The sequence below is a fragment of the Pinisolibacter sp. genome (assembly GCF_036782435.1).
Taxonomy (GTDB): Bacteria; Pseudomonadota; Alphaproteobacteria; order Rhizobiales; family Ancalomicrobiaceae; genus CALBKH01.
In genome coordinates this window covers 29,835-56,499 of the sequence record NZ_DAIPZB010000031.1, presented here as the reverse complement: position 1 = coordinate 56,499, position 26,665 = coordinate 29,835, and the positions used below count along the sequence as shown (strand labels likewise).

Genomic DNA, 26,665 nt, shown 5'->3' with positions numbered 1-26,665 from the left:
CTTCGCGCCTTCGTGAAAATCCCCCACGAGTCAGAAATTCATCCGGCTGGTATGAAACGGCGCCGCCGAACGCCGCCGGGTCCGCCGCGGTCGGCGATCGCGTCACGTCTGCGCTTCGGCGGCGTTCCAGGCGGCGAGATCGGCGCGGGCGCGGGCGGCCATGGCGCGCTTCTTTTCCACCGTCTTCTCGGAGCCGCGCAGGCGGCGGCCGTCCTTGGTCTTCGGCGCCTCGATCGGCGGAAAGAGGCCGAAGTTGACGTTCATCGGCTGGAAGGCGCGCGGCCGGCCGCCGGCGGCTTCCTCGCCGCTCTCGGCGAGGTGGCCGCCGGTGATGTGGCCGAGCAGCGCGCCCATGGCGGTCGTCGTCGGCGGCGGCAGGGGGGCGCGGCCGAGACGGTCGGCGGCGGCGAAGCGCCCGGCGAGATGGCCGATGGCGGCGCTCTCGACATAACCCTCGCAGCCGGTGATCTGGCCGGCGAAGCGCAGCCGCGGCTCGGACTTCAGCCGCAGAGACGCATCGAGCAGCTTCGGCGAGTTCAGGTAGGTGTTGCGGTGGAGGCCGCCGAGCCGGGCGAACTCGGCGTTCTCGAGCCCGGGGATCATGCGGAACACCCGAACCTGCTCGCCGTGCTTCAGCTTGGTCTGGAAGCCGACGAGGTTCCACAGCGTGCCGAAGGCGTTGTCCTGGCGCAGTTGGACGATGGCGTGGGGCTTGACCGTCGGGTTGCGCGGGTCGGTGAGGCCGACCGGCTTCATCGGGCCGTGGCGGAGCGTCTCGCGGCCGCGCTCGGCCATCACCTCGACCGGCAGGCAACCGTCGAAATAGGGCGTCGTCGCCTCCCAGTCCTTGAAGGAGACCTTGTCGCCGGTGATGAGCGCGTCGACGAAGGCTTCGTATTCCTCGCGGTTCATCGGGCAGTTGAGGTAGTCGGCGCCGGTGCCGCCGGGGCCGGCCTTGTCGTAGCGCGACTGCATCCACGCCTTGCCCATGTCGATACTGTCGAAATGGACGATCGGGGCGATGGCGTCGAAGAAGGCCAGCTCCTTCTCGCCGGTGAGGGCGGCGACGGCCGCGGCGAGCGCCGGCGAGGTGAGGGGGCCGGTGGCGACGACGACGCTGTCCCAGGCGGCGTCGGGCAGGCCGGCGATCTCCTCGCGGCGGATCTCGATCAGCGGATGGCGCTCGAGCGCCTCGGTGATCGCGGCGGCGAAGGCCTCGCGATCGACGGCGAGCGCGCCGCCGGCCGGCACCTGATGGGCGTCGGCGGCGGCCATGACGATCGAGCCGCAGGCTCGCAACTCGGCATGGAGGACGCCGACCGCGTTGGTCTCGGCGTCGTCGGAGCGCAGCGAGTTGGAGCAGACGAGTTCGCCCAGCCGATCGGTCCGGTGCGCTTCGGTGCCACGCACCGGGCGCATCTCGTGGAGGACGACGGGGACGCCGCGGCCGGCGAGCGCCCAGGCGGCTTCCGAGCCGGCGAGGCCGCCGCCGACGACGTGGACGGGCGAGGGGGACTTGGAGGTGTCGATCATGCCGCTCCGGTTAGCATCCGCGGGCGCGGGAGCGAAGCGGATTTTCGCGTCCGCCCGCGCCGACCGCGGCCGTGGACGGCGGCGCGGATCGGTCCGTGCGGCCGTCTCGCCGCCCCACGGGCGAGGCGCGAACCGCGGCGGTTTTCCGCCGCCACTGGGCAGATATTGCCTGTGGAACGACTGTGGAGAAGCTATTTAATGGGAAGCCGTGATCGACCGATTCGCTCCAGTCCGAGAGGTATCCATGCGCGCGGCATTCCTGGCGATCCTGGTGGCCGGCTTCGGGCTCGCCGGGTGTAAGTCCGACGGCAAGGAGGAGAAGCCCAAGGTGGCGCTGACCTCCGAGGTCGATCCGATCGCGACCGGCTCGGTGCGCGGGGGCGGTCGGGACGATGTGCGCAGCGGCATTTCGGACGAGGCCAAGAGTTGGGCGCGGGAGCGCGGCATCGCCCTGCCGGCGAGCGACCATCTGCCCTACTGTCACGGCTTCGGCTGCGAGTTCAAGACGACCATTCCGTTCGGTGAGGCGGACATCGCCCATCTGAAGAAGATCTTCGACGGGCACAAGGCGTCGCCGGCGGACGAGCGCGTGGCGATCAATCTCGCCGATCAGTGGTGGGAGAAGAAGGCGGACAGCGTCATCGGCGCGCCGCCCGACCATCGCGGCTCCGAATTGAAGGACGCCCACAAGCCGGGGCAGACCGACTGCATCGACGAGGCGACCAACACCACGACGCTGCTCACCTGGCTCGAGGGGAACGGACTTCTGCGGCATCACCGCGTCCGGCGGCCGGAATCACGCGGCGCCTTCCTCTATGCCCACGCCACGGCGGTGATGACCGACAAGACCACCGACATCGACTGGGTCGCCGACAGCTGGATGCGCGACAGCGGCGATCGCATCGACATCATGCCGCTGGAGAAGTGGTTCTCGCTCGCCTACGTCGATCCGACCGACTGAACCCGGGCGGAAAGCGCGCGACGCCGCTACGGCGCTCCGTCGACGGGCCGCCATTCGGTCTCGGTCCGGGACCTCCCGCCTCTGGTGTGAATCGAAACGCCCGCCGGCGGGAGGAGCCGGCGGGCGTTCGAAAAACCGGGACGAACCGGGAGGAGGCTCGTCCGGGTCGCTCGGGCGCGGGGGAGGAGATACGCGCTCCGAGCCGCCATCCGCAGAGCGGATGGGCGAACGGCCGATCGGGGAGGGTATCCCCGGTCCGATCGACGGGTCCGTTTCAAGATCCGGTCGCGTCGGGAGGGATCACGCGGCCAGCGAAACGTTCGAACCGTTCCATGTCTCCAGATAGGACAAGTTCGCTGTCCTACACAGCAGCTCGACCGCATGTCGAGCATGCAAAAAGAAGCGGTCTGTGATCACGAGACTTCTCCGGACGCATGGCCGGCACCGATCCGTGGAGGCCGGTCCTGGCGTGGCGTCGCCCGGCGCCGACATCAGCCGATCGACTGCGGGCGGCGGGCCAACAGTTCGGCGAGGAAGCGGCCGGTGTGGCTGCGCGGCTCCTTCACCACGTCCTCGGGACGGCCGGCCGCGACGATCTCGCCGCCGCCGTCGCCGCCCTCGGGGCCGAGATCGAGGATCCAATCGGCGGTCTTGATCACCTCGAGATTGTGCTCGATCACCACCACGGTGTTGCCCTGGTCGACCAATTCGTGCAGCACCTCGAGCAGTTTGGCGACGTCGTGGAAGTGCAGGCCGGTGGTCGGCTCGTCGAGGATGTAGAGCGTCTTGCCGGTCGAGCGGCGGGCCAGTTCCTTCGACAGTTTGACGCGCTGCGCCTCGCCGCCGGACAGCGTCGTCGCCTGTTGGCCGATGTGGATGTAGCCGAGGCCGACCTGGGAGAGGGTGACGAGCTTGTCGCGGATCGCCGGCACGGCGGCGAAGAAGTCGACGCCCTCGTCCACCGTCATGTCGAGCACGTCGGCGATCGAGCGACCCTTGAACAGCACCTCGAGGGTCTCGCGATTGTAGCGTTTGCCCTTGCAGGTGTCGCAGGTGACGTAGACGTCGGGCAGGAAGTGCATCTCGATCTTGATGACGCCGTCGCCCTGACATGCCTCGCAGCGCCCGCCCTTGACGTTGAAGGAGAAGCGGCCCGGCTCGTAGCCGCGCGCCTTGGCCTCCGGCAGGCCGGCGAACCACTCGCGGATCGGGGTGAAGGCGCCGGTGTAGGTCGCGGGGTTGGATCGCGGCGTGCGGCCGATCGGCGACTGGTCGATGTCGATCACCTTGTCGATGAACTCGAGCCCTTCGATGCGCTCGTGCGGCGCCGGATTCTCCTTGGAATTGTTGAGCTTGCGCGACACGGCGCGGAACAGCGTGTCGATCAGGAAGGTCGACTTGCCGCCGCCGGAGACGCCGGTGACGCAGGTGAAGACGCCGAGCGGGATCTCGGCGGTGACGGACTTCAGATTGTTGCCGCGGGCGCCGACGACCTTCAACGCCCGGCCCTTGTCGATGCGCCGGCGCTTCTTCGGCACCGCCACGGCGAGGGCGCCGGAGAGATATTTCCCGGTGAGCGAATCCGGGTTCGCCATGACCTCGGCGGGAGTTCCTCGAGCGACGACGTGGCCGCCGTGGATGCCGGCGCCGGGGCCGACGTCGACGACGTAATCCGCCGTGAGGATGGCGTCCTCGTCATGTTCGACGACGATCACCGTGTTGCCGAGGTCGCGCAGGTGTTTCAGCGTGTCGAGGAGGCGGGCGTTGTCGCGCTGATGCAGGCCGATCGACGGTTCGTCGAGGACGTAGAGCACACCGGTGAGGCCCGAGCCGATCTGGCTCGCCAGGCGGATGCGCTGGCTCTCGCCGCCGGAGAGCGTGCCGGAGTTACGGGCGAGCGTCAGGTATTCGAGGCCGACGTCGTCGAGGAACTGCAAGCGCTCGCGGATCTCCTTGAGGATGCGCACCGCGATTTCGTTCTGCTTTCCCGTCAGGCGGTCGGGGAGCCCGCTGAACCACGGCAGCGCCTTGCGGATCGACATCTCGGCGACTTCGCCGATGTGGAGGGTGTCGATCTTCACCGCCAGCGCCTCGGGCTTGAGGCGATGGCCGGCGCAATCACGGCACGGCGTGGTGGCGAAATAGCGCTCGATCTCCTCGCGCGACCATTCGCTCTCGGTCTCGCGCCAGCGCCGCTCGAAGTTCGGGATCAGGCCCTCGAAGGTCTTGCGCGTCTTGTGATGCCGGAGACCGTCGTCGTAGGCGAATTCGATCGCGGTGCGGCCGGTGCCGTAGAGGATGGCGTCGCGCCCCTCCTGCGGAAGGTCCTTCCACGGCTTGGTCATCGAGAAGCCGTAGTGGGCGGCGAGCGCCTCGAGCGTCTGCATGTAGAAGGGCGAGGTCGACTTCGCCCAGGGCGCGACGGCGCCCTTCTTCAGCGACAGCGACGGATCGGGGACGACCAGCTCCGGGTCGATCTTCTGTTCCGAGCCGAGGCCGCCGCAGGTCGGACAGGCGCCGAAGGGGTTGTTGAAGGAGAAGAGCCGCGGCTCGATCTCGGCGATGGTGAAGCCGGAGACCGGGCAGGCGAATTTTTCCGAAAAGACGATGCGCTTCGGCGAGCCGTCGGCCTCCGTCTCGTCGGCGTATTCGATGAAGGCGATGCCGTCGGCGAGCTTCAGCGCGGTCTCGAAACTATCGGCGAGGCGGGTGCCGAGGTCGGGGCGGACGGCGATGCGGTCGACCACCACTTCGATGTCGTGCTTCAGCTTCTTGTCGAGCGCCGGGGCGTCGGCGATCTCGTAGAAGGTGCCGTCGACCTTGACGCGCTGGAAGCCCTTCTTCTGGAACTCCATGAGTTCCTTGCGATATTCGCCCTTTCGGCCGCGCACCACGGGGGCGAGCAGGAAGAGGCGGGTGCGCTCGGGCAGGGCCAGCACCTTGTCGACCATCAGGGAGACGGTCTGGCTCTCGATCGGCAGGCCGGTCGCCGGCGAATAGGGTACACCGATGCGGGCGAAGAGCAGGCGCATGTAGTCGTAGATCTCGGTCACCGTGCCGACGGTGGAGCGCGGGTTCTTCGACGTCGTCTTCTGCTCGATCGAGATCGCCGGCGAGAGGCCGTCGATCTGGTCGACGTCGGGCTTCTGCATCATCTCGAGGAACTGGCGGGCGTAGGCCGAGAGGCTCTCGACGTAGCGGCGCTGGCCCTCGGCGTAGATGGTGTCGAAGGCGAGCGACGATTTGCCCGAGCCGGAGAGGCCGGTCATGACGACGAGACTGTCGCGCGGCAGGTCGAGGTCGACGTTCTTGAGATTGTGCTCGCGCGCGCCGCGGATCGAGATCGTCTTCTGGGCGTGCTCGAACAGCCGCCGGGTGGCGATCGCCGCCGCTTCGCGTTCGGAGGCGGAGATCTTCGCCTCGCTCGACCGGTCCGTCATTTCGTCTCCGCGATCCTCGCGATCGGTCGCCGCGCTGGTGCGCTTCGGCCTCGCGTCGTTCCGCGCCGGGCTCCCGAATCCGGGCTTGCGCCGTCGTGGTTCATCGAATAGAACATAAGAGGAACAAAGGCAAGCGGTCCCGGCCGCCTTCGCGCCGGCGGCATGTTAGCTCGAGGAGCTTCGCGGTGGGCGCGGGGAAGCGTTGCGGGCCGGGGCTGTGGACAAGCCTGTGGAGAACGTCTCGCGGCGGCGTTTCGGACCGCCGGTCGCGTCGCCGCCGACGGAGGGAGGGTCTAGAGCTTGTGGGAAGATCGGCGATTCCGTGCCTCTCGGCCACGAGGGGTAGGGGCGTCGGGAGACAGGAAGGCGGCCGCCGGGTGGGGTGGCCGGATGACGGACCCGCCGGTGGGCGCGGTCGGGAGGACGACATGTCGGGCAGCGTGAACAAGGTCATTCTCGTCGGCAATCTCGGCGCCGATCCGGAGATCCGCCGGACCCAGGACGGCCGGCCGATCGTCAACCTGCGCATCGCCACCTCCGAGAGCTGGCGCGACCGCAACTCCGGCGAACGGCGCGAGAAGACCGAGTGGCACCGGGTGGTGATCTTCAACGAGGGTCTCGCCAAGGTCTGCGAGCAGTATCTGAAGAAGGGCATGAAGGTCTACATCGAGGGCGCGCTGCAGACCCGCGAGTGGGAGGACCAGCAGGGCCAGAAGCGCTATTCGACCGAGGTGGTGCTGCAGGGCTTCAACTCGACGCTGACCATGCTCGACAGCCCCGGCGGCGGCCGCGGCGGCGCCGGTGGTGGCGACGACTTCGGTGGTGGCGGCGACGACTTCGGTGGCGGCTACGGCCGGGGCGGCGGCGGCGGTCGCGGCGGCTACGGTGGTGGCGGCGGGTCGCAGGCGCGCTCGGGCGGCGGCGGGGGCGGGCAGCGCTCCGGCGGTTTCAACAATCCGCCGCCGTCCGCCGACATGGACGACGAGATCCCGTTCTGAGGGGGGACGGAGCGGTCGGACGAGAGGCGGCTCGAGACGTTCGGGGCCGCAGGGATCGGCAAACCGCGAGACGTGAGAGCCGCATCGGCCGTCGCGCCTCTCGGTGCCGCGGCGCCGTGCGCGGCGGGCGGGAGGCCGGCGTTCGTACCGCGTGTCACGTGGTCATGATCGCCTTGACGCCGTCGGCGACGAACTGGACGGCGAGGGCGGCGAGGAGCAGGCCGAGCAGGCGGCCGATGACGACGCGCCCGGTTTCGCCGATGCGCCGGTCGATCGGATCGGCCAGCAGGAAGACCATCAGGCTGATCGCCAGCACCGCGGCGACGAGGCCGAGGAAGCCGGCGAGATGCATCCAGGTCGGCGCCTTGGTGGCGGCGAGGATGGTGGCGGAGATGGCGCCGGGGCCGGCGAGCAGCGGGATCGCCAGCGGGAAGGCGGCGATGTCGCGGACGTGATCGACGCCGACGGCGCGATCGGCGTCCGACTTGTCGCGCGGCTCCTTCTGCGAGAACACCATCTGGAAGGCGGTGGAGAACAGCAGCAGGCCGCCGGCGATGCGGAAGGCGGCGAGCGAGATCCCCATCAGCGACAGAAGCTTGCCGCCGGCGAAGGCGAAGAACAGCAGGATCACCGCGGCGATCGAGGTGGCGCGCACCGCGATCCGGCGCCTGTCGGCGGCGCTCAACCCGGCGGTCAGGCCGATGAACAGCGGCGCCAGCCCGAGCGGGTCGACGGTGACGAAGAGCGTGACGAAGGCTTCCAGAAGATAGTCGAGCATGGCTCACCCGCGGTGTCCGCCGCCCACAGTGCCCGCTCCCGCGCCGGAATGCCAGTGCGCTGCGATGCGGGTGTGGGGAACGGCGCGGAACGAGGCGGCGCGATCCGGGCGCGAACCGCCCGACAGCGCGAAAAACCTCGGAAAATCTACCCGCTGATCGCCGTGGCGAGGGCATCGCGATTGGCTTTCGCGGGCGGAATCGTCTATTGAGACGGATCGCCCGAGGGCGCCCGAATCCGCGAAAGAGAGACCGCATTTGTCCGGCCGCGACGACACGACCCACGGCGGGGATCACCCCTCCGACATCAAGCCGATCTCCATCGCCGACGAGATGAAGCGCAGCTATCTCGATTACGCCATGAGTGTGATCGTCTCCCGCGCGCTTCCCGACGTGCGCGACGGCCTGAAGCCGGTGCACCGGCGCATCCTCTTCTCGATGCACGAGAACGGCTACGACTGGAACAAGGCCTATCGCAAGTCGGCCCGCGTCGTCGGCGACGTCATCGGTAAGTATCATCCGCACGGCGATCAGGCGGTCTACGACGCGCTCGTCCGCATGGCGCAGGACTTCTCGATGCGCCTCACCCTGGTCGACGGCCAGGGCAACTTCGGCTCGGTCGACGGCGATGCCGCGGCGGCGATGCGATATACCGAGGTGCGCCTCGCCAAGCCGGCTCACAAGCTGCTCGAGAACATCGACGAGGACACCGTCGACTTCCAGGCGAACTACGACAACACCGAGAAGGAACCCTCGGTGCTGCCGGCGCGCTTCCCCAATCTGCTCGCCAACGGCGCCGGCGGCATCGCCGTCGGCATGGCGACCAACATCCCGCCGCACAATCTCGGCGAAGTGATCGACGCCACCGTGGCGCTGATCGAACGGCCGGAGATGTCGGTCGAGGACCTGACCGAGATCGTGCCGGGGCCGGACTTCCCGACCGGGGCGATCATCCTCGGCCGCTCCGGCATCCGTTCGGCCTATGCCACCGGGCGCGGCTCGATCACCATGCGCGGGCGGGTCAAGACCGAGACCATCCGCGGCCGCGAGGCGATCGTCATCACCGAGATCCCGTATCAGGTGAACAAGGCGTCGATGGTCGAGCGCATCGGCGAACTGGTCCGCGAGAAGAAGGTCGAGGGCATCGCCGAGGTGCGCGACGAGTCCGATCGCGAGGGCTATCGCGTCGTCATCGAGCTGAAGCGCGACGCCATGAGCGACGTGGTGCTGAACCAGCTCTATCGCTTCACCCAGCTGCAATCGACCTTCGGCTGCAACATGGTCGCCCTCAACGGCGGCCGGCCGATGTTGATGAATCTGAAGGACATGCTCGTCGCCTTCGTCGCCTTCCGCGAGGAGGTGATCGGCCGGCGCACGCGCTTCCTGCTCGGCAAGGCGCGCGATCGCGCCCACGTGTTGGTCGGCCTCGCCATCGCGGTCGCCAACATCGACGAGGTCATCCGCCTGATCCGCGCCGCTCCCGATCCGGCGACGGCGCGTGCCCAGTTGATGGAGCGCGACTGGCCGGCGAAGGACATGGCGCCGCTGATCGCGCTGATCGCCGATCCGCGCCACGTGGTCGCCGAGGACGGCACCTATCGCCTGTCGGAAGAGCAGGCCCGCGCCATCCTCGATCTGCGTCTGCAGCGCCTGACCGCGCTCGGCCGCGACGAGATCGCCGAGGAGCTGAACAAGCTCGCCGCCGAGATCGCCGACTATCTCGAGATCCTCGCCTCGCGCGAGCGCATCCTCGGCATCGTCAAGGCGGAGCTGATGGAGGTCCGGGCCGAATTCGCGACGGCGCGCAAGACCGAGATCCTCGACGTCGAGGGCGACGTCGACGACGAGGACCTGATCGCCCGCGAGGACATGGTGGTCACCGTCACCCACGCCGGCTGGATCAAGCGGGTGCCGTTGTCGATGTATCGGGCACAGCGGCGCGGCGGCAAGGGCCGCTCGGGCATGGCGACCAAGGACGAGGATTTCGTCGTCCGTCTGTTCGTCGCCTCGACTCATGCGCCGATCCTGTTCTTCTCGTCGCGCGGTCAGGTCTACAAGACCAAGGTGTGGCGTCTGCAGCAGGCGACGCCGCAGGCGCGCGGCAAGGCGTTGGTCAACATGTTCCCGCTGGAGCCGGGCGAGCGCATCACCTCGATCCTGCCGCTGCCGGAGGACGAGGAGAGTTGGGGCGCTCTCGACGTGATGTTCGCGACGACCCGCGGCACCGTCCGGCGCAACAAGCTCTCCGACTTCGTCCAGGTGAATCGCAACGGCAAGATCGCCATGAAGCTCGACGAGGGCGAGGGCATCGTCGGCGTCGACACCTGCACCGAGGGCGACGATGTGTTGCTGACGACAGCCGGCGGGCAGTGCATCCGCTTCGCGGTGCCGGACGTGCGCGTCTTCAAGGGCCGCGACTCGATGGGCGTGCGCGGTATCACCCTGGCCGACGACGACACCGTCATCTCGATGGCGATCCTGCACCACTTCGAGGCCAAGCCCGACGAACGCACCCTCTATCTCAAGCAGGCGCGTCTGATGCGCGGCGAGACGGAAGCCGAGGCGGGGAGCGAGGCCGAGGAGGAGGTCGCGGGCGGCCAGCTCGACACGGCGCGTTACGCCGAGATGGGAGGCGCCGAGCAGTTCGTCCTCACCGTGTCGGAGAACGGCTACGGCAAGCGCACGTCGTCGTTCGAGTACCGGATCACCGGGCGCGGCGGTAAAGGCATCGTCGCCATGTCGACGGGGCCGCGCAACGGCCGCCTCGTCGCCTCCTTCCCGGTCGAGCACGCCGACCAGATCATGCTGGTCACCGACGGCGGTCAGCTGATCCGCTGCCCGGTCGACGGTATCCGCCTCGCCGGCCGCTCGACGCAGGGCGTCATCGTCTTCGACACGGCGGAGAGCGAGAAGGTCGTCTCGGTCGAGCGCATCCGTGAGGAAGAGGACGAGGAGGAGGCGGCCGAGGGCTGAGGCCGTCTTCGCCCACGATCACGTAGAACACGGAAACGCCGGCGCCCATCGCGTCGGCGTTTCGCGTTTCGTCGGGACGAGGCCGCGGCCGATCGGGGGAGGCGGCGCGGGTCGCCTGAAAAAGGGAGAGGGCGGCCGGTGAAGGCTCGCCCTCTCGAGGTGGCGGCCGGATGGCGGGCCGCTGACCGGTCTGCGGACGTCCGGGGGGAACGACGGCCCGCGAAGAAACGGAGGGCGTCGACGCTCGGGAGACGGAGCGTCGACGCCGGATGCGAACCGGAGGCCGCATCGAGAGGAAAGTCCGAGCGAGAGGGAGTCCCGGATCGGGAGAGATCCGGAACTCCCCACGACACCGATCGATGGCGGTCGATCGACGCCGTGTCCCGTTCGAACCGTGTGCAACCTACCCTTGGGGCATGTCGCCGGTTTTTCGTGGCGGCGAAATCGGGTTACGTCGATGTTTCGTCGCGACGGCGAGACGCAACAATTCGCCGTGGCGAGGCGTTCGAGGTTCGCGGTCGGGTGGGGCGGCTTGCGGCAGCCGGCGCGGAGCGCTAATGCGGAACGCGACGGAGGCGCGTCACCTGCGCCGACGAGCGATTCGAGAACGGCGTTCGGATGGGGGAGCGATGACGCGCACGGTGCTCTATTCGGGCTCTTTCGACCCGGTCACCAACGGCCATGTCGACGTCCTCGCCCAGTCGCTCGACATCGCCGATCGCGTCGTCGTCGCCATCGGCGTCCATCCGGCGAAGAAGCCGCTGTTCGACTTCGACGAGCGCGTGGCGATGATCCGCGAGGTCGTGACCGACCTCGGCGTCGACCAGTCGCGGGTCGAGGTCGTCGCCTTCTCCGATCTGGTGGTCGAAGCGGCGCGCCGCGCCGGGGCGGCAGCGATCGTGCGGGGCCTGCGCGACGGCACCGATCTCGATTACGAGATGCAGATGGCCGGCATGAACGGCGCGATGGCGCCGACGGTGCGCACCCTGTTCTTCCCGGCGTCGCCGGGGGTGCGCCACATCACCGCCACGCTGGTCCGGCAGATCGCGGCAATGGGCGGCGACGTCTCGAGCTTCGTGCCGGAGAAGGTCGCAGCCCGCCTGAAGGCTCGCTTCGCCGATCGCGGCTGATCGCCGGATCGTCCGATTTCACCCGAGGCGACGCCTCGACAACCACGGGAGACCGATCCCTTGCTGCGCAGAACGCTCCTCTCCGCCATCGCCGGCGCCACTTTCCTCGCCGCCGGGGCGGCCTTCGCCGCGGGTCCCGCCGCCAACGATCCGGAGAACACGCTGATCCTGACCTTGAAGGACGGCAAGGTGGTGATCCGCCTGCGTCCCGACATCGCGCCCAAGCACGTCGAGCGGCTGAAGACGCTGGCGCGCAAGGGCTTCTACGACGGGCTCAAGTTCCATCGGGTGATCGACGGCTTCATGGCCCAGACCGGCGATCCGCGCGGCAACGGCACCGGCGGCTCGGACCTGCCGAACCTGCCGGCGGAGTTCAATCCGATGCCGTTCGAGCGCGGCACCCTCGGCATGGCGCGGTCTCAGAGCCCCGATTCCGCCAACTCGCAGTTCTTCATCATGTTCACCAACGGCTCGTTCCTGAACGGCAAGTACACCGCCTTCGGCGAGGTCGTGTCCGGCATGGAGTTCGTCGACATGATCAAGAAGGGCGACAAGGCGACCAACGGCACGGTCGTCGATCCCGACAAGATCCTCAAGCTGCAGGTCGCCGCCGACGTCAAGTGACGCGGCGAACCGATCGCGGTGCGACGCGGGTCGAGTTCGCGCGCGATCACGAAAGACGATGGGCTCGGAACCGGCCGGTTCCGAGCCCATCTCCGTTCCGAGGATCGACGGGTCACGCCACCTTGTGATCGAAGGCGCCGTCGTCCTTCTCGCTGATCACCATGTTGCGGCCGCCGCGCTTGGCGGCATAGAGGCAGACGTCGGCGCGCTCGACGATCGACTGGGCGGTGTCGCCGCGACGCCATTCGGCGACGCCGATCGAGATGGTGATGCGGCCGAGGTTCTCGCCGGTCGAGCGCTTGACCAGTTCCTTGGAGAACACCGCCTCGCGGATGTGTTCGGCGACGACCACCGACTGGGCGATGTCGGTGCGCGGCAGCAGGACGGCGAACTCCTCGCCGCCGAAGCGGCAGGCGATGTCCTGGCCCTTGATGTTCTGCTTCAGCGCCAGCGCCACGAGGCGCAGCACCTGGTCGCCGGTCTGATGACCGAAGGTGTCGTTGAACTTCTTGAAATGGTCGATGTCGGTGAACAGCAGCGAGAACGGCACGTTGGTCTGCTGCGCTTCGGCCATGAGGCGGTCGAGCGATTGCTCGAAGTGTTTGCGGTTGGCCAGCGTCGTCAGGTCGTCGACCAGACTCTCGTAACGGATCGCCTCCAGGCTCTCCTGCAACTCGGCGATCTGGCGGCGCGACTCGGCGAGTTGGCCCTCGAGCTCGCGGTTGGTGCGCTCGGTCCGGTGGGTGACGTCGATGAGGCCCTGGACGATGGTCTCGACCGAACCGGTGTCCTTGGCGCCGGCCAGCGCGGTGCGCGCTTCGCCGAGCGAGGAGGAGTAGCTCGAGGTCGATTCCATCTGGGTCGCCAACATGCCGGCGACGCCCTTGATCTCTTCGGAGAGGCGCCCGCCGACCTCGTCGATGCGCTCACCGATACGAGTGGGGGCGATGAACTGGTCGTAGATGCGGTTGACCTCGACCGGCGTGATCTTGCCGCGCTGACGGATGATGTCGTTGATCGACTTGTTCAGCGCGTGGTTGAAGCCGGCAGCATAGGTGTACCAGAGCTCGTAGTTGCGTGGGTAGGCCGGGATCTCGTTCTTGCGCAGGTGTCCGACGGCATTCTCGCCGTAGACGATGGTGCGCTTGAAATCGTCCCGCTCGCTCATTGTCGCCATCCCTCGCATTCCGCCACTCCCCGAAGGCGAGAGGCTCGGCCGATCTCCCTTCGGCCTCTCCATCAAAGTGTCAGGAACGACTTAACCCATGGTAAAGGTTCGCGCGGTCGCCACGCTGCGAATACGGGTTTTTCGCGTGTTTTTGCCGGCCGCGCGTCACGGGCGGGCGTCATCGGCGACGGCGGACCGTCACCGAGAGAAGAGTCACGCTCGCACCGCGCGACCCACTCGGTACAAGCCACAATCGCTGGAGAACAGGTGATTCGCGTGATGGTGGTCGAGGCGCGGACGGGCCGGAGATCGCGTCGCCGGCCCGTCCGGCTCAGTCCTTGGCTCGCACCGGGCGGAGCAGGAACGCCGGGACGTGATCGCCGAGACCGACGACCGAGGGCTCGTCGCGATCCTCGTTGCGGCGGGAGCGCGGCGCCGGGCGATCGCCGGCGCGCACCGGGGCGTGATCGGCGGCGGCGGGACGGCCGCCGTGCGGGCGCTCCGGGCGGGTCCGTTCGCGGGTGGCGGAAGGGGCCTCCTCGCGCGTCCGCTCCCGCGGTTCGGCCGAGCCTTCGGCGCGGCGCGGACGGGCTTCGCGGGCCTCGGCGTCGCCCGACGAGCGACCACGGCCGCCACGGCGACGGTCGCCGCCGCGTTCCGAGCGCTCACCCCGTTCGGAACGTTCGCCGCGATGGGAGCGGGCGGGCCGGTCCTCGTGCGGCAGCTCGGAGACGTGCGGGCCGATCCAGGCGATCTTGTCGCCGGTCAGCTTCTCGATCGCGGCGAGATGCTTGATGTCGAGGTCGGTGACGATCGAGATCGCCGTGCCCGACCGTCCGGCGCGGCCGGTGCGGCCGATGCGGTGGACGTAGTCCTCGGCATGGACGGGGACGTCGTAGTTGAAGACGTGGGAGACATCCGGGATGTCGAGACCGCGGGCGGCGACGTCGGAGGCGACCAGCAGTGTCAGCTTGTTGCCGCGGAAGCCGTCGAGCATGGCCATGCGGGCGCGCTGGTCCATGTCGCCGTGGAGCGCACCGACCGAGAAGCCGTGCTTCTCCAGGCTGCGGTAGACCACCTGCACGTCGCGCTTGCGGTTGCAGAAGATGATGCCGTTCTTCAGCTCTTCGGCCGAGCGGATCAGACCGCGCAGCACGTCGCGCTTGTCGTGCGGCTCGCGGCCCGAGGCGATCAGGTTCTGCGTCACCGTCTTGGCGGTCGAGGCGGGCTTGGCCACCTCGATGCGGACCGGGTTGCGCAGGAACATGTCGGCGAGGCGCTGGATCTCCGGCGGCATGGTCGCCGAGAACATCAGCGTCTGGCGCGACGGCGGGATCAGCTTGCAGATCTTCTCGATGTCCGGGATGAAGCCCATGTCGAGCATGCGGTCGGCCTCGTCGATGACGAGGATCTCGACGCCGGACATCAACAGGCGGCCGCGACCGAAGAGGTCGAGCAGGCGGCCGGGGGTGGCGATCAGCACGTCGACGCCGCGATCGAGCTTCTTCAACTGGTCGTCGAATGAAACGCCGCCGATCAGCAGAGCGACGTTGAGCTTGTGGTTGACGCCGTACTTGTCGAAGTTCTCCTCGACCTGGGCGGCGAGTTCGCGCGTCGGCTCGAGGATCAGGGTGCGCGGCATGCGCGCCCGCGCCCGTCCGCTCTCGAGGCGGGTCAGCATGGGCAGCACGAAGGCGGCGGTCTTCCCGGTACCGGTCTGGGCGATGCCGCAGACGTCCTTCATCTCGAGGACGATCGGGATGGCCTTTTCCTGGATCGGCGTGGGGGTGGAGTAGCCGGCCGCAGCGACGGCCGCGAGGACTTTGTCGGACAGTCCGAGTTCGTTGAAGGTCATTCGTTCCCGTGGGTCGCGCGCCATCGCGGCCGGGCCTGCGACGTCCTCGATCGGGGGCGCCTCGACAGGGCGGGCTCGCTCGCGCGCAGAATCTTTTGTGCAATGCGAGATCTCGGGCGGCATATTGATCGAACATCTCCGAAAGTCAACGCCGAGCGCACGAAACGGACAGTTTCTGTCGAGATTTGCCGATGGATAGGCGCGACTATAGTGTCGCCGACGAGGTCGCGGCGGGGCTTCGACGGTTCCATCGTCGGTCGCCTCGGTTTCCCGCCTCGGGGGAAGGTCGTTCGGACGAGGTCGTGCACGATGACGAAGATACCGCTTCTGCTGGTTCCGGGCCTCGACTGCACGTCGGACTTGTGGGGTGCGCAGATCGCCGCCTTCGCCACCGACCGGTCGGTCGTCGTCGCCGATCACGGCCGTGCCGACACGATGGCGGCGATCGCGGCGCAGATCCTCGCCGAGGCGCCGCCGCGTTTCGCCCTCGCCGGCCTGTCGATGGGCGGATACGTCGCCATGGAGATCCTGAGGCGGGCGCCCGAGCGGGTGGATCGGCTGGCGCTCCTCGACACCCAGGCGCGTGCCGACGGCGACGAGGCGAAGGCGGCGCGTCTACAACAGATCGAGATCGCCGAGTCCGGCGGCTTCGATCGCATCGCCGACCTCCAGATCCCGCGACTTCTCTCGCCGGCGCATCAGTCGGAGCCCCGCCTCGTCGACATCGTCCGGCGCATGGCGGCGGACACCGGGGCCGAGGCCTTCGTCCGTCAGCAGAAGGCGATCCTCGGGCGGATCGACTGCCGGCCGTCGCTCGCCGCGATCGCCTGCCCGACGACGGTGATCGTCGGCGCCGAGGACGTCATCACGCCCGTGGATCTCGCTCGCGAGATGGTCGAGGCGATTCCCGGGGCGGTGCTCGAGGTGATCGCCGACAGCGGTCACCTGTCGACGCTCGAAGCGCCTGCCGCGGTGAACGCGGCGATGGCCCGCTGGCTCGGCCGCTGACCGGGGCGTCGGGACCTCGCGGCACCACCGACGGTGGCTCGGCCGCATATTAGGGGTTGTGTCTCCGGTCTCCGCTCACCATGATCGTCACGGGCCGATCAGGAGAGCGAACGGTGAGCCTACATGCCTTCGACGACGCCGACGACGCGGCGGATGCCGCCGGTCCCGAGATGGGGGAGGCGAGCCGCGCCGCGTGGCTCCGGCTGATCCGGTCGGAGAACGTCGGGCCGATCACCTTCCGCGAACTGATCAATCACTTCGGTTCGGCGCGGGCGGCGCTCGAGGCTCTGCCGGAACTGGCGCGCCGCGGCGGCGCGCGCGGCCGCATCCGCATCGCCTCGGAAGCGGAGGTCGAGCGTGAGTTGGCGGCGGCGCGGGCGGCGGGGGCCCGGTTCGTCGCCATGGGCGAGGCGGACTACCCGGCCCACCTCCTCACCATCGAAGGGCCGCCGCCGCTTCTCGCGGTGAAGGGCGGGCCGGGGGTGTGCCGGCGCCACGCGGTGGCGATCGTCGGGGCGCGCAACGCTTCGCTCGCCGGGCGCAAGATGGCGGCGCTGATGGCGCGCGGCATCGGCGAGGCGGGCTTCGTCACCGTGTCCGGTCTCGCTCGCGGCATCGACGCGGCGGCGCACGAGGCGAGCCTCGACACCGGCACCATCGCCGTCTTCGCCGGCGGGCTCGACCGGCTCTATCCGCCGGAGCACGAGGGGCTGGCCGCCCGTATCGTCGAGACCGGCGGGGCGCTCGTCTCCGAGATGCCGTTCGGTTGGGAACCGCGGGCGCGCGACTTCCCTCGCCGCAACCGTTTGATCTCGGGGATCGCTCTCGGCGTCGTGGTGATCGAGGCGGCGGCACGGTCGGGTTCGCTGCACACGGCGCGCTTCGCCGCCGAGCAGGGGCGCGAGGTCTTCGCGGTGCCGGGCAGCCCGCTCGATCCGCGAGCCGAGGGGACCAACGAGCTGATCCGCAACGGCGCGACGCTGGTGGCGAATGCCGCCCACGTGATCGAGGGCCTGACACCGATTCTCGGGCGTCGACCGGATCCGACGGTGCTCGCCACCTCCGGGTCCGACGATCTCGAACGGCCTCTCGACGTCGGCGACGACGCGCGGCGGCTGGTGCTGGAAGCGTTGGGACCGACGCCGGTGACGATCGACGAGATCCTGCGGGCGACCGGCGTGCGGGCCGGCGAGCTGCACCTGATCCTGATGGAACTGACGCTCGCCGGGCGGCTCGATCGTCAATCGGGTGGGCGCGTGGCGCTGGTGATGTGACGCGCGTCGGGATCGCGCGTCGTGGGCGATCCCGACGGTCGCATCAGGCGGGCGGCGCGGCGGCGGCTCGCGTCGGGCTCGCCGGTTCGCCGTCGGCGAGGGCCTCTTCGGGATGCGCCGCCTCATGGGCGCCGGGCGGCACTTCCGCCGGGTAGGGGCGCACCCGCATCTCCTCGATCGCCACCAGATCCGGCGGCGGCTCGGGTTTGACGATCAACCGGTCGATGGTCTCGATCAGCTGCGGCTCGCACAGCACCGCCATGCGCTCCTTCGGCCCGAGCCAGGCGAGCACTTCGGCGAAATTGGTCGCCTCGTGGATCTTGGCGGCGGCCATCACCGGATCGAGTTCGGGCTTGCCGCGAGCGCGGAGCGGCACCGGCAGGTGCATGCGGGCGTGGACGGCGCGGGCGTGCGGGGTCTCGACCACCGAGGTGAGGCCGTCTTCGACCTCCGGCAGTTCGGCTTCGGCGAGGTGCTGGGCGTCGTGGGCGGCGCCGACGATCGCCGGCGGGTCGGTCTCCTCGGGGATGAGGAGCAGGCGGATCTTCTTCAGCCCGAGGCCGGCGGCGAGCGAGCCCGAGGTCCAGGAGATCGGCACGGCGAGGACGAGGCCGATCAGCGTCGGCGCCATCCAGGCGAGGATGGCGGGCGAGATGACGTAGGCCGCGAGCGCCATGAAGACGCCGATGGTGGCGTGCTGCCAATGATGGCGGATGACCTCGGCGAGCGGGATGCCGCCATCGTCGCGGCGCTGGGTCTTCCAGCCACTGTCGCGGCCGAGCAGGATCTCGGCGACGTGGCGCGACTGGAGGAGCATCATGACAGGGGCGACGAGGGCCGAGATCAGCGTCTCCAGCACCATGCCGACGACGATGGCGAAGCCGCCGCCGCAGCGCTTGCGCAGGTCGGAACGCAGGATCGTCTCGATCACGCCGAGGAGCTTGGGCAGCAGCAGCACGCCCATGGTGACGACGAAGAGCTGCAACGCGCGTTCCGAGTCGAAGCGCGGCCACGCCGGATAGAGCGAGAATTCCTTGGAGAAGTACTCCGGCCGGATGAATTTCGCCTGCAAGGCGAGCGCCAGGCCGACCATCAGCAGCATCAGCCAGATCGGCGAGGCGAGGTAGCTCATGATGCCGGTGGCGAAGTGGATGCGCGACGGCCAGGCGAGGCCCTTGGTCGGCAGCACCTTCATGTGCTGGAGGTTGCCCTGGGCCCACCGGCGGTCGCGCATGGCGACGTCGAGAAGCGACGGCGGGCTCTCCTCGTAGGAGCCGCCGAGCCACGGCACCATGTAGACGCCCCAGCCGGAGCGGCGGATCAGCGCCGCCTCGACGAAGTCGTGGCTCATGATGTGGCCGCCGAAGGGCTTGCGGCCGGGCAGATCCGGTAGACCGCAGGCCTCGGCGAAGGCCTTCGTCCGGATGATGGCGTTGTGGCCCCAGTAGTTGCCGTCGCGGCCCGACCATGCCGCGAGGCCGCGGGCGATCACCGGGCCGTAGACCTTGCCGGCGAACTGCTGCAGGCGGGCGAAGAGGGTGTTGCGGTTGGCGATCACCGGCAGCGTCTGGATGATGCCGGCGCGCGGGTCCTCCTCCATCAGCAGGGCGAGGGTGACGATGGTCTCACCCTTCATCAGGCTGTCGGCGTCGAGCACCAGCATGTGGTCGTAGCGACCGCCCCAGCGGGTGACGAAGTCGGCGACGTTGCCGGCCTTGCGGGCGATGTTCTTGTGGCGGCGGCGATACCACACCGCCATGCGGTCGCCGAGGCGGCGGCGCAGGCGGTCGATCGCCAGTTCCTCCTCCACCCAACAGGTCTGGTCGGTGGTGTCGGAGCAGACGAAGATCTCGAAATTCGCACCCTCGCCGAGGGCGACGATGCTCTCGGCCATGGCCTCGAGGGCGCCGATGGTGCGCGCCGGGCTCTCGTTGTAGACGGGCATCAGGAGCGCCGTCTTCGAGCGCAGCGTCCGGTCGATGGTGCGGATGGCGCGGCCCTCGAAGAAGCCGGCGAAGAACCCGGCGATGCCGGAGGCGGCGGACAGCGCGATCCACGAGAAGGTGATGCCGAAGAAGACGATCAGCGGCCACTCGAGGCCGACGATGCCGCCGGCCGACACGACGCCCACCATCTCGCGGACGCCGTAGAAGGAGATGGCGAAGGCGAGGCCGAAGACGAAGAACCGGATCGCGCGCACCGACCATGTCGGCTTGCCGTCGACGACGGTCGGTCGCGGGCCGTCCCATCGATCGAGCCGTTGCACCGGCATGTCGAGCGGCATTTCCGGCGGAACCGGTCCGAGAAGATCGGGGGAGGCGAGGTCGACGTCGGTGGTCACGATGGTTCCCGAGATATCGGTGTTCGCGGCGCCGGTCACGCGGCGACCCAGCGATAGAGCCAAGTCTCGCTGATCGGCTTCTGGCCGTCGGTCAACTGTACCCTGAGTTCGCTCATCGGCGCATTCTTGGGGTCGAGATCGAAGGTGACGCGATAGCCGCCGGTCGCAGGATTGGGCCTCAGCACCGGCGAGACGATCCGGCCGGCGGAGGTGGTGGCGACGAGCTTGACGGCGCCGACCGGCGGCATCGGGCCGACGAAGTCGATCGCATAGCGCCGCCACGCGCCTTCCGCGCCCTGGCCTTCACGGCTCTCGGCCACCCGGCCGATATCGTTCGGGGCGAGGCCGGCGCCGGTCCAGCGCAGCCGATAGGCGGCGGAGAATTCCTGGCCGGCCGGGATCTTGGCCTTCGGCCGCCAATAGGCGGTGATGTTCTCGTGGATCTCGCTGTCGGACGGGATCTCGACCAGGACGACCGAGCCCTTGCCCCAGTCGCCGACCGGTTCGACCCAGGCGGAGGGGCAGAGATCCCAGCGCCGTTCGAGATCCTGATATTCGGCGAAGCTGCGCGCCCGTTGGGCGAGGCCGAAGCCGTGCGGGTTCTCGTCGCCGAAGGCGGAGATCTGCAGGGTGCGCGGGTTGGCGAGCGGCCGCCACAGACGTTCGCCGAGACCGGTGACGACGGCGAGGCCGTCGGAGAGATGCACCGCCGGGCGGATCTCGTCGCTGCGGCCGCGGCCGATCGGTCCGTAGAAGAACATCGAATTGAGGGCGCCGAGGCCGACGTGGCCGAGATCCTCGCGCGGAAACAGCGTCAGTTCGACGTCGATGTTGGTCTCGTCGCCGGAGCGGATGGTGAAGCGATAGGCGCCGGTCACCATCTTGCTGTCGAGGAGGGCGTAGAGCCGCACCGTCTGGGCGTTCTCTTCCGGCTTCTCGACGTAGAAGCGCGAGAAATAGGGGAACTCCTCGCCGTCGGGTTCGGCGGTGTTGATGGCGAGCCCGCGCGCCGTCAGGCCGTAGACCTGATCGCGAGCGATCGCCTTGAAGTAGGTCGCGCCCTGGAAGACCGCGAACTCCTGCCAGCGATCGGCATCACGCGGTCGGCGCAGCTTGAGGCCGGAGAAGGGCAGCACGACCCCGTCCTCGGGCGGGGCGACGTTCGAGCCCCAGTCGAAGCGATCGCGGTCGAAGGGGATGGGCAACGCCAGCCCCTCGTCGACGAGATGGATCTCGACCGGGGTGCGATAGACGAAGCCGGCGGGAAGCGGCTCGAGACGGAAGCCGCGCTTCTCGTCGCGCCAGATCAGGAGATCGGGCTTCCAGCGAATGTCGCGATACTGATCGTGAGCGATGTCGGCGAAGCGGGCGGGAACCGGCGTGCTCGGCGCCTTGCGCGGGGCTGCGGCCAGTCGGCGGGCCTCGTCCTTGAGCCAGGCGAAACCGAAGGGGGTTCCCACCGGGGTCTGGGGTGGCGGCGCCGGCGCCTGCGCCTGCGCGGGTGTGACGTTCGCTCCCAGGCCGAGGGCGGCGGCGAGGGAAAGCGACGAGGAGAGGAATGCGCGGCGGTCCATGGGCGAGTCCGTCGGCCGAAAGATGGCCGGAATTACGGCGAAGGGCCGCCTCCGACCGGCATCGATCCTCGCCGACGCGCAGCGGGTGGACGAAGCGCATCGCCGACCGGGACCGATGATCTCCGGAGGCGATCGGACCTTAGCTCATTTGCGAGACCGGTCAACGACTTCTCGCCGTCGCAGAGGGGGCGCGAAGGTTGGTCGCGGGGCGGCCGGACGCGGGGCGAAGACGCGTGTGCGCCGCCGTGGCGGTGGTGTCGCGGATCGCGGCCGGCGGCAGAGCGCCGGCCGCGACGTTCAGGCGCGGATGCGGGCGACGAAGCCGGCGACTTCCGAGCGCAGGCGCGTCGCGACGGCGCCGAGTTCGTCCGAGGCCGAGACCATCGAGCCGGCGGCGTCCGAAGTCTCGCGCGTCGAGCGGTCCACCGCGGTGATGTTGGCATGGACCCGATCGGTACCGGTCGCGGCATCGTCGATCGAGCGGGCGATCTCGCGGGTGGCGGCGGCCTGTTCGTCGATCGCCGAGATGATCGAGCGGGAGATCGCCGAGATCTCGTCGACGGTGGTGGTGATGTCGCGGATCGCGTCGACGGCGCTGCCGGTGACGTTCTGGACGGTGCCGATCTGCTGGGCGATCTCCTCGGTCGCCTTGGCGGTCTGCTGGGCGAGGTTCTTGACCTCCTGGGCAACCACCGCGAAACCGCGCCCGGCCTCGCCGGCGCGCGCCGCCTCGATGGTGGCGTTGAGGGCGAGCAGGTTGGTCTGCGAGGCGATGGCGTTGATCAGGTCGACGATCTCGCCGATTCGCAGCGTGGCGTCCGAAAGTTCGCGGACGATGACGTTGGTGCGCTCGGCCTGCTGCGCCGCGGTGGCGGAGACGGTGCCGGCCTGATGCATCCGGCGGCCGACCTCGTCGATGGCGCTCGACAGTTCCTCTGTCGCGGTGGCGACGGTGGAGACGTTGCCGGAGGCGGCGGCGACCGCGGTGGCGGCGGCGCCGGCGCTGCCGGCGGTGGTGTGGGCGATGGTGTCGACCCGGTGGGCGCCGGCGGCGATGGTCTCGGCGACGTGGCCGACGGTCTCGACGACGCCGGCGACGGTGGCGGCGAAATTGTCGGCGAGGGCGAGACGTTCGCTCCGGCGTTCGGCCTCCATGCGTTGTTCTTCCTGAGCGCGTTCGGCCTGGAGCGTCTCGCGCTCCTCGATGGCGACGCGGAAGACGTCGGTGGCGCGCGCCATGCGGCCGATCTCGGTGCGATTGCGGGTATGCGGTACGGCGATGCCGCGGCGGCCGGAGGTCAGTTGCTCCATCACGCCGGTGAGGGCGCCGATCGGACGGACGACGAAGCGCAGGAAGGCGAGGGCGGCGAGGACGAGGCCGAGCGTGGCCAGGGCCGCAGCGGCGGAGGTGATCGTCGCCGTTCCGGCGATGGTCGTCTTCACCGCCTCGACTTCTTCTGCGATGCGCAGGGTGGTGCCCTCGATGATGCCGTCGCGGGTCGCCAGCAGTGCTTCCATGGTCGCGTTCATGGCGTCGCTGCGTTCGTCGAATTCCGGCATCATCTTGTTGCCGGCGGACGGGCCGCCGGCGACGTAGGCTTCGGCCATCTCCTTGCCGACCCGATAGAAATCGGCGAAGGCGGCGGTCGTGGCGTCGAGCTTGTCGCGCATGTCGATGCGGCCGAGCTTCACGGCGATGGCGCGAGCCGCTTCGACATCCTCCTCGAACTTCTTCGCGAATTCGGCCGCCTTGTTGAAGCCGTCGTCGAGCCCGTTCTCGCCGCGGGTGGCGGAGACGTCCTGGAGGAACTGCTGGACCTGGATCACGTCGATCTGAATCGATTTGATGTTCGTGCCGAGCGGGATCACGTCGCCGGTCAGAAGATCGAAGTGTTGGGCGACGTTGTCGGAGCTCGACAGGCTCACGGATTTCGCCCGGGAGATCAGCCCGATCGTGGCGACGTTGAACAGCACCAGGAGGATCACTCCGGCCGCCGCCAGGGTTCGTAGTGAATAGGCCATCTCACGTCTCCACGGAATCTCAGCCAAAATCGTGCGGTCGAGAGGTCAACAAATCATAAACCAAAGCCGCAGAATCCGCGGAATTCCATACGATCGCGCGTCGTCGAATACCATCGCCGCCGAGTGTTCCTGCCGGGAGATCCGGACTTCGTCATTTCTGACGAGGCGAATATTGGCATGGGAAGGCATCGAGCCGAGCATCTCGACGAGGCGGGGCGACGACGCTCGGGCGCCGTGCATTCTTCGGCGAAGCAGGGCGGCGAGCGAGGGGCGGACCTTCGCGATCCGGGGGTGCGTTTCGCGCCGTCTCGGCTAGAGTGCGGCTCTTCCGCGGTTCCGTCGTCGCAGCGACGTCGGGCACCGCGTACCGCACCGAGGGAGCCCACCCGTGACTCATGCGCCGAATTCGCCGGAAGCCCGCGACATCGCCCATCATCTCCATGCCTATACCGACGCCCGGCGACATCAGGAGATCGGGCCGTTGGTGGTCGAGCGCGGCGACGGTGTCCACGTCGTCGACATCCACGGCAAGCGCTACATCGAGGCGATGGCCGGGCTGTGGAGCGTCGGCGTCGGCTTCTCGGAGGAGCGGCTGGTCACAGCTGCGGCCGAGCAGATGCGGCGGCTGCCGTTCTACCACACGTTCGGCCACAAATCGCACGGACCGGTGATCGACCTCGCCGAGAAGCTGGTCTCGATCGCACCGGTGCCGATGTCGAAGGTGTTCTTCACCAACTCGGGCTCGGAAGCCAACGACACGGTGATGAAGCTCCTGCGTTACCGCTCCAATTCGCTGGGCGAGCCGCAGCGCAAGAAGTTCATCTCGCGGATTCGCGGCTATCACGGCGTGACGCTGGCCTCGGCGAGCCTCACCGGGCTGCCGAACAACCACCGCTCCTTCGATCTGCCGATCGAGGGGGTGCTGCACACCTCGAGCCCGCACCACTGGCGCGAGGGATTGCCGGGCGAGAGCGAGGAGGCCTTCGCCACTCGGCTCGCCGCCGATCTCGAGGCGCTGATCCTCGCCGAGGGGCCGGAGACCATCGCCGCCTTCTTCGCCGAGCCGGTGATGGGCGCGGGCGGCGTCGTGGTGCCGCCGGCGACCTATTGGGAGAAGATCCAGGTGGTGCTCGACAAGTACGGCATCCTGCTGGTCGCCGACGAGGTGATCTGCGGCTTCGGGCGTACCGGAAACATGTGGGGCTCGACCACCTACGGCATGAAGCCGGACGTGGTGGTGTGCTCCAAGCAGCTCTCGTCGTCCTACCTGCCGATCTCGGCGCTGATGATCAACGAGCGGGTCTTCGAGCCGATCGCCGACGAATCCAACCGCATCGGCACCCTCGGTCACGGTTTCACCGCCGGCGGCCATCCGGTCGCCGCGGCGGTGGCGCTGGAGAACCTCGCCATCATCGAGGAGCGAGATCTGGTCGCCAACGTGCGCGCCGTCGGCGCCCACATGCAGAAGCGGCTCGGCCAGCTCGCCGATCATCCGCTGGTCGGCGAGGTGCGCAGCGTCGGGCTCATCGCCGCGGTCGAGGTGGTCACCGACAAGGCGGCGAAGAAGGCGCTCGATCCGGTCGGCAAGCTCGGGGCGATGGTCGCCGGCATCCTCCAGGAGAACGGCGTCATCAGCCGCGCCATGGGCGATGCGCTCGCCCTCTGCCCGCCGATGATCATCACCGAGCGCCAGATCGACACTCTCGTCGACGCCCTCCGGGCGAGCCTCGACGAGGCGGCGCGGCGGATCGCGGTGTGAGATGAGGAAAGGCCGCGACGCGGCGGGGCTCAGTCCCCGCGGGCGTCGCGGTAGACCTCGAGGATGCGGTCGGTGACCGGCCCCCAAGCGAAGTCGCCGGCGCGGCCGAGCGCGGCGGTGGCCATGGTGTGGTGGAGATCGTCGTCGGTGAGCAGCCGCGTCAGATGACCGGCCATGGCGGCGACGTCGCCGTATTCGACGAGATAGCCGGCGCCGCTGGCGCCGATCACGTCGGGGATACCGCCGACGCGGGTGGCGACGATCGGTAGTCCCACCGCCATCGCCTCGCACAGCGCGATGCCCTGGCTCTCCTCCTGGGAGTGGAGAGCGAAGACGCGGGCGCGGCGCAGCGCCGCGAGCACCTCGTCGCGCGACACGCCGATGTGGAACTCGACCCGATCGACGAGACCGAGGTCGGCGACGGTGCGCACGAGTTCGTCGTGATAGGCCGGGTCGGCGAGCGAGCCGACGACGAGGAGGCGAGCTTCGGGCACGGTGCGGACGACATCGGCGAAGGCGCGGAGGGCGAGATGGTGACCCTTGCGCGGATGAACGACGCCGAGCGAGATCACCACCGGGTCGGGCCGATCGTCGACGCGGGCGGCGGTCAGCTCCTCGGGAAAGATCCCCTGCGGGATGGCGAGCGGCTTCGCCCGCGACCGGCGGCGGATCTCGCGACCGACATAAGGCGTGTCGACGACGAGGTGGCGCGTCAGACGAAGTTGCAGGCGCTCGCAGCCGGCATAGAGCAGGAAACGGGCGACGGACTTGAGCCCGGGTTCGCGCTTCAGGGCCGCCCACATCTCCTTCTCGGTGATGCCGTGCATGGTCCAGACGGTCGGAATGCGGTGGAGGCGGGCGGCGATCAACACCACCGATTGGACGATCCCGGTGCCGTGGAGATGAAGCAGCGGAGCTTTCGGGCCGGAGAGCGCCTCGAGGATCACCGGGACACGGAGCACCGAGGAGACGAGAAGGCGCGCCGGCGTGTCGAGGAAGGTGACGTCGATGCCGGTGACGCGGTCGCGTCGGATGCCGGAGGTCGGGCGCACCGGCGTCGCCATGATGCGCAGGCTCGCGATCCCGGCGTGCTTCGCCAGCTCGCTCGCCAAGCCGAAGAGCGAGGCCTGAACGCCGCCTTCGATCCGCGCCGCGTCGGACGGGAAGGGGCCGATCATCACCACGTCGATGGGGGTCATCCGACCATACGCCGTCACATCGTTGCCCGT

At 68.9% G+C, this 26,665-nt stretch carries 17 protein-coding genes; 8 read left to right on the top strand and 9 right to left on the bottom strand.

What is annotated here, in order from left to right:
• Positions 1-102: 102 nt before the first annotated feature.
• Positions 103-1,533: a methylenetetrahydrofolate--tRNA-(uracil(54)-C(5))-methyltransferase (FADH(2)-oxidizing) TrmFO gene (gene trmFO / locus V7Q42_RS14340; protein ID WP_333824772.1), complete on the bottom strand. Its 1,431-nt coding sequence runs from the start codon at positions 1,531-1,533 to the stop codon at positions 103-105.
• Positions 1,534-1,777: 244 nt separating this feature from the next.
• Here trmFO and V7Q42_RS14335 point away from each other — a divergent pair, with 244 nt between their 5' ends.
• Positions 1,778-2,494, top strand: a complete 717-nt coding sequence (locus V7Q42_RS14335; protein WP_333824771.1) for a hypothetical protein — start codon at positions 1,778-1,780, stop codon at positions 2,492-2,494.
• A gap of 491 nt (positions 2,495-2,985) precedes the next feature.
• On the opposite strand, the gene uvrA is transcribed toward V7Q42_RS14335, so the two are convergent.
• A complete protein-coding gene (uvrA, locus tag V7Q42_RS14330; RefSeq protein ID WP_333824776.1) occupies positions 2,986-5,862 on the bottom strand; it encodes an excinuclease ABC subunit UvrA in 2,877 nt (958 codons plus the stop codon).
• A gap of 500 nt (positions 5,863-6,362) precedes the next feature.
• On the opposite strand from uvrA, the gene V7Q42_RS14325 reads away from it, so the two are divergent.
• Positions 6,363-6,932 (top strand): single-stranded DNA-binding protein, encoded by a 570-nt coding sequence (locus V7Q42_RS14325; RefSeq protein ID WP_333824770.1) that lies wholly within the window; start codon positions 6,363-6,365, stop codon positions 6,930-6,932.
• A 154-nt stretch (positions 6,933-7,086) separates the two neighbouring features.
• On the opposite strand, the gene V7Q42_RS14320 is transcribed toward V7Q42_RS14325, so the two are convergent.
• Positions 7,087-7,710, bottom strand: coding sequence for a MarC family protein (locus V7Q42_RS14320; protein ID WP_333824769.1), 624 nt, complete (start codon positions 7,708-7,710; stop codon positions 7,087-7,089).
• A 256-nt stretch (positions 7,711-7,966) separates the two neighbouring features.
• On the opposite strand from V7Q42_RS14320, the gene gyrA reads away from it, so the two are divergent.
• From gyrA to V7Q42_RS14305, 3 genes are all read left to right on the top strand, one after another.
• The gene (gene gyrA, locus V7Q42_RS14315; protein WP_333824768.1) at positions 7,967-10,681 is read left to right on the top strand and encodes a DNA gyrase subunit A; all 2,715 of its coding nucleotides are present in this window, start codon (positions 7,967-7,969) and stop codon (positions 10,679-10,681) included.
• 629 nt (positions 10,682-11,310) lie between these two features.
• Positions 11,311-11,811: a pantetheine-phosphate adenylyltransferase gene (gene coaD / locus V7Q42_RS14310; RefSeq protein ID WP_333824767.1), complete on the top strand. Its 501-nt coding sequence runs from the start codon at positions 11,311-11,313 to the stop codon at positions 11,809-11,811.
• Between the two features lie 63 nt (positions 11,812-11,874).
• The gene (locus tag V7Q42_RS14305; protein ID WP_442958205.1) at positions 11,875-12,435 is read left to right on the top strand and encodes a peptidylprolyl isomerase; all 561 of its coding nucleotides are present in this window, start codon (positions 11,875-11,877) and stop codon (positions 12,433-12,435) included.
• 112 nt (positions 12,436-12,547) lie between these two features.
• Here the strand turns inward: V7Q42_RS14305 and V7Q42_RS14300 are convergent, their stop codons facing one another.
• A complete protein-coding gene (locus tag V7Q42_RS14300; RefSeq protein WP_333824766.1) occupies positions 12,548-13,603 on the bottom strand; it encodes a GGDEF domain-containing protein in 1,056 nt (351 codons plus the stop codon).
• Positions 13,604-13,934: 331 nt separating this feature from the next.
• Positions 13,935-15,458, bottom strand: a complete 1,524-nt coding sequence (locus V7Q42_RS14295; protein ID WP_333824765.1) for a DEAD/DEAH box helicase — start codon at positions 15,456-15,458, stop codon at positions 13,935-13,937.
• Between the two features lie 309 nt (positions 15,459-15,767).
• On the opposite strand from V7Q42_RS14295, the gene V7Q42_RS14290 reads away from it, so the two are divergent.
• Positions 15,768-16,466 (top strand): alpha/beta fold hydrolase, encoded by a 699-nt coding sequence (locus V7Q42_RS14290; protein WP_333824764.1) that lies wholly within the window; start codon positions 15,768-15,770, stop codon positions 16,464-16,466.
• A gap of 170 nt (positions 16,467-16,636) precedes the next feature.
• A complete protein-coding gene (gene dprA / locus V7Q42_RS14285; protein ID WP_333824774.1) occupies positions 16,637-17,740 on the top strand; it encodes a DNA-processing protein DprA in 1,104 nt (367 codons plus the stop codon).
• A 43-nt stretch (positions 17,741-17,783) separates the two neighbouring features.
• On the opposite strand, the gene mdoH is transcribed toward dprA, so the two are convergent.
• The 3 genes from mdoH to V7Q42_RS14270 all read right to left on the bottom strand — a co-directional run bounded on the left by mdoH (position 17,784) and on the right by V7Q42_RS14270 (position 23,677).
• Positions 17,784-20,081 (bottom strand): glucans biosynthesis glucosyltransferase MdoH, encoded by a 2,298-nt coding sequence (gene mdoH / locus V7Q42_RS14280; protein WP_333824763.1) that lies wholly within the window; start codon positions 20,079-20,081, stop codon positions 17,784-17,786.
• 35 nt (positions 20,082-20,116) lie between these two features.
• Entirely contained in the window at positions 20,117-21,655 is a 1,539-nt protein-coding gene (locus V7Q42_RS14275; RefSeq protein WP_333824762.1) for a glucan biosynthesis protein, read from the bottom strand.
• Between the two features lie 297 nt (positions 21,656-21,952).
• On the bottom strand, positions 21,953-23,677 hold the full coding sequence (locus V7Q42_RS14270; RefSeq protein ID WP_333824761.1) for a methyl-accepting chemotaxis protein: 1,725 nt from the start codon (positions 23,675-23,677) through the stop codon (positions 21,953-21,955).
• Positions 23,678-24,065: 388 nt separating this feature from the next.
• Between V7Q42_RS14270 and V7Q42_RS14265 the strand changes: the two genes are divergently transcribed.
• On the top strand, positions 24,066-25,436 hold the full coding sequence (locus tag V7Q42_RS14265) for an aspartate aminotransferase family protein (protein ID WP_333824760.1): 1,371 nt from the start codon (positions 24,066-24,068) through the stop codon (positions 25,434-25,436).
• 29 nt (positions 25,437-25,465) lie between these two features.
• Here the strand turns inward: V7Q42_RS14265 and V7Q42_RS14260 are convergent, their stop codons facing one another.
• Complete coding sequence (locus tag V7Q42_RS14260) at positions 25,466-26,635, bottom strand: glycosyltransferase family 4 protein (protein WP_333824759.1); 1,170 nt, start codon at positions 26,633-26,635, stop codon at positions 25,466-25,468.
• Positions 26,636-26,665 lie beyond the last annotated feature (30 nt).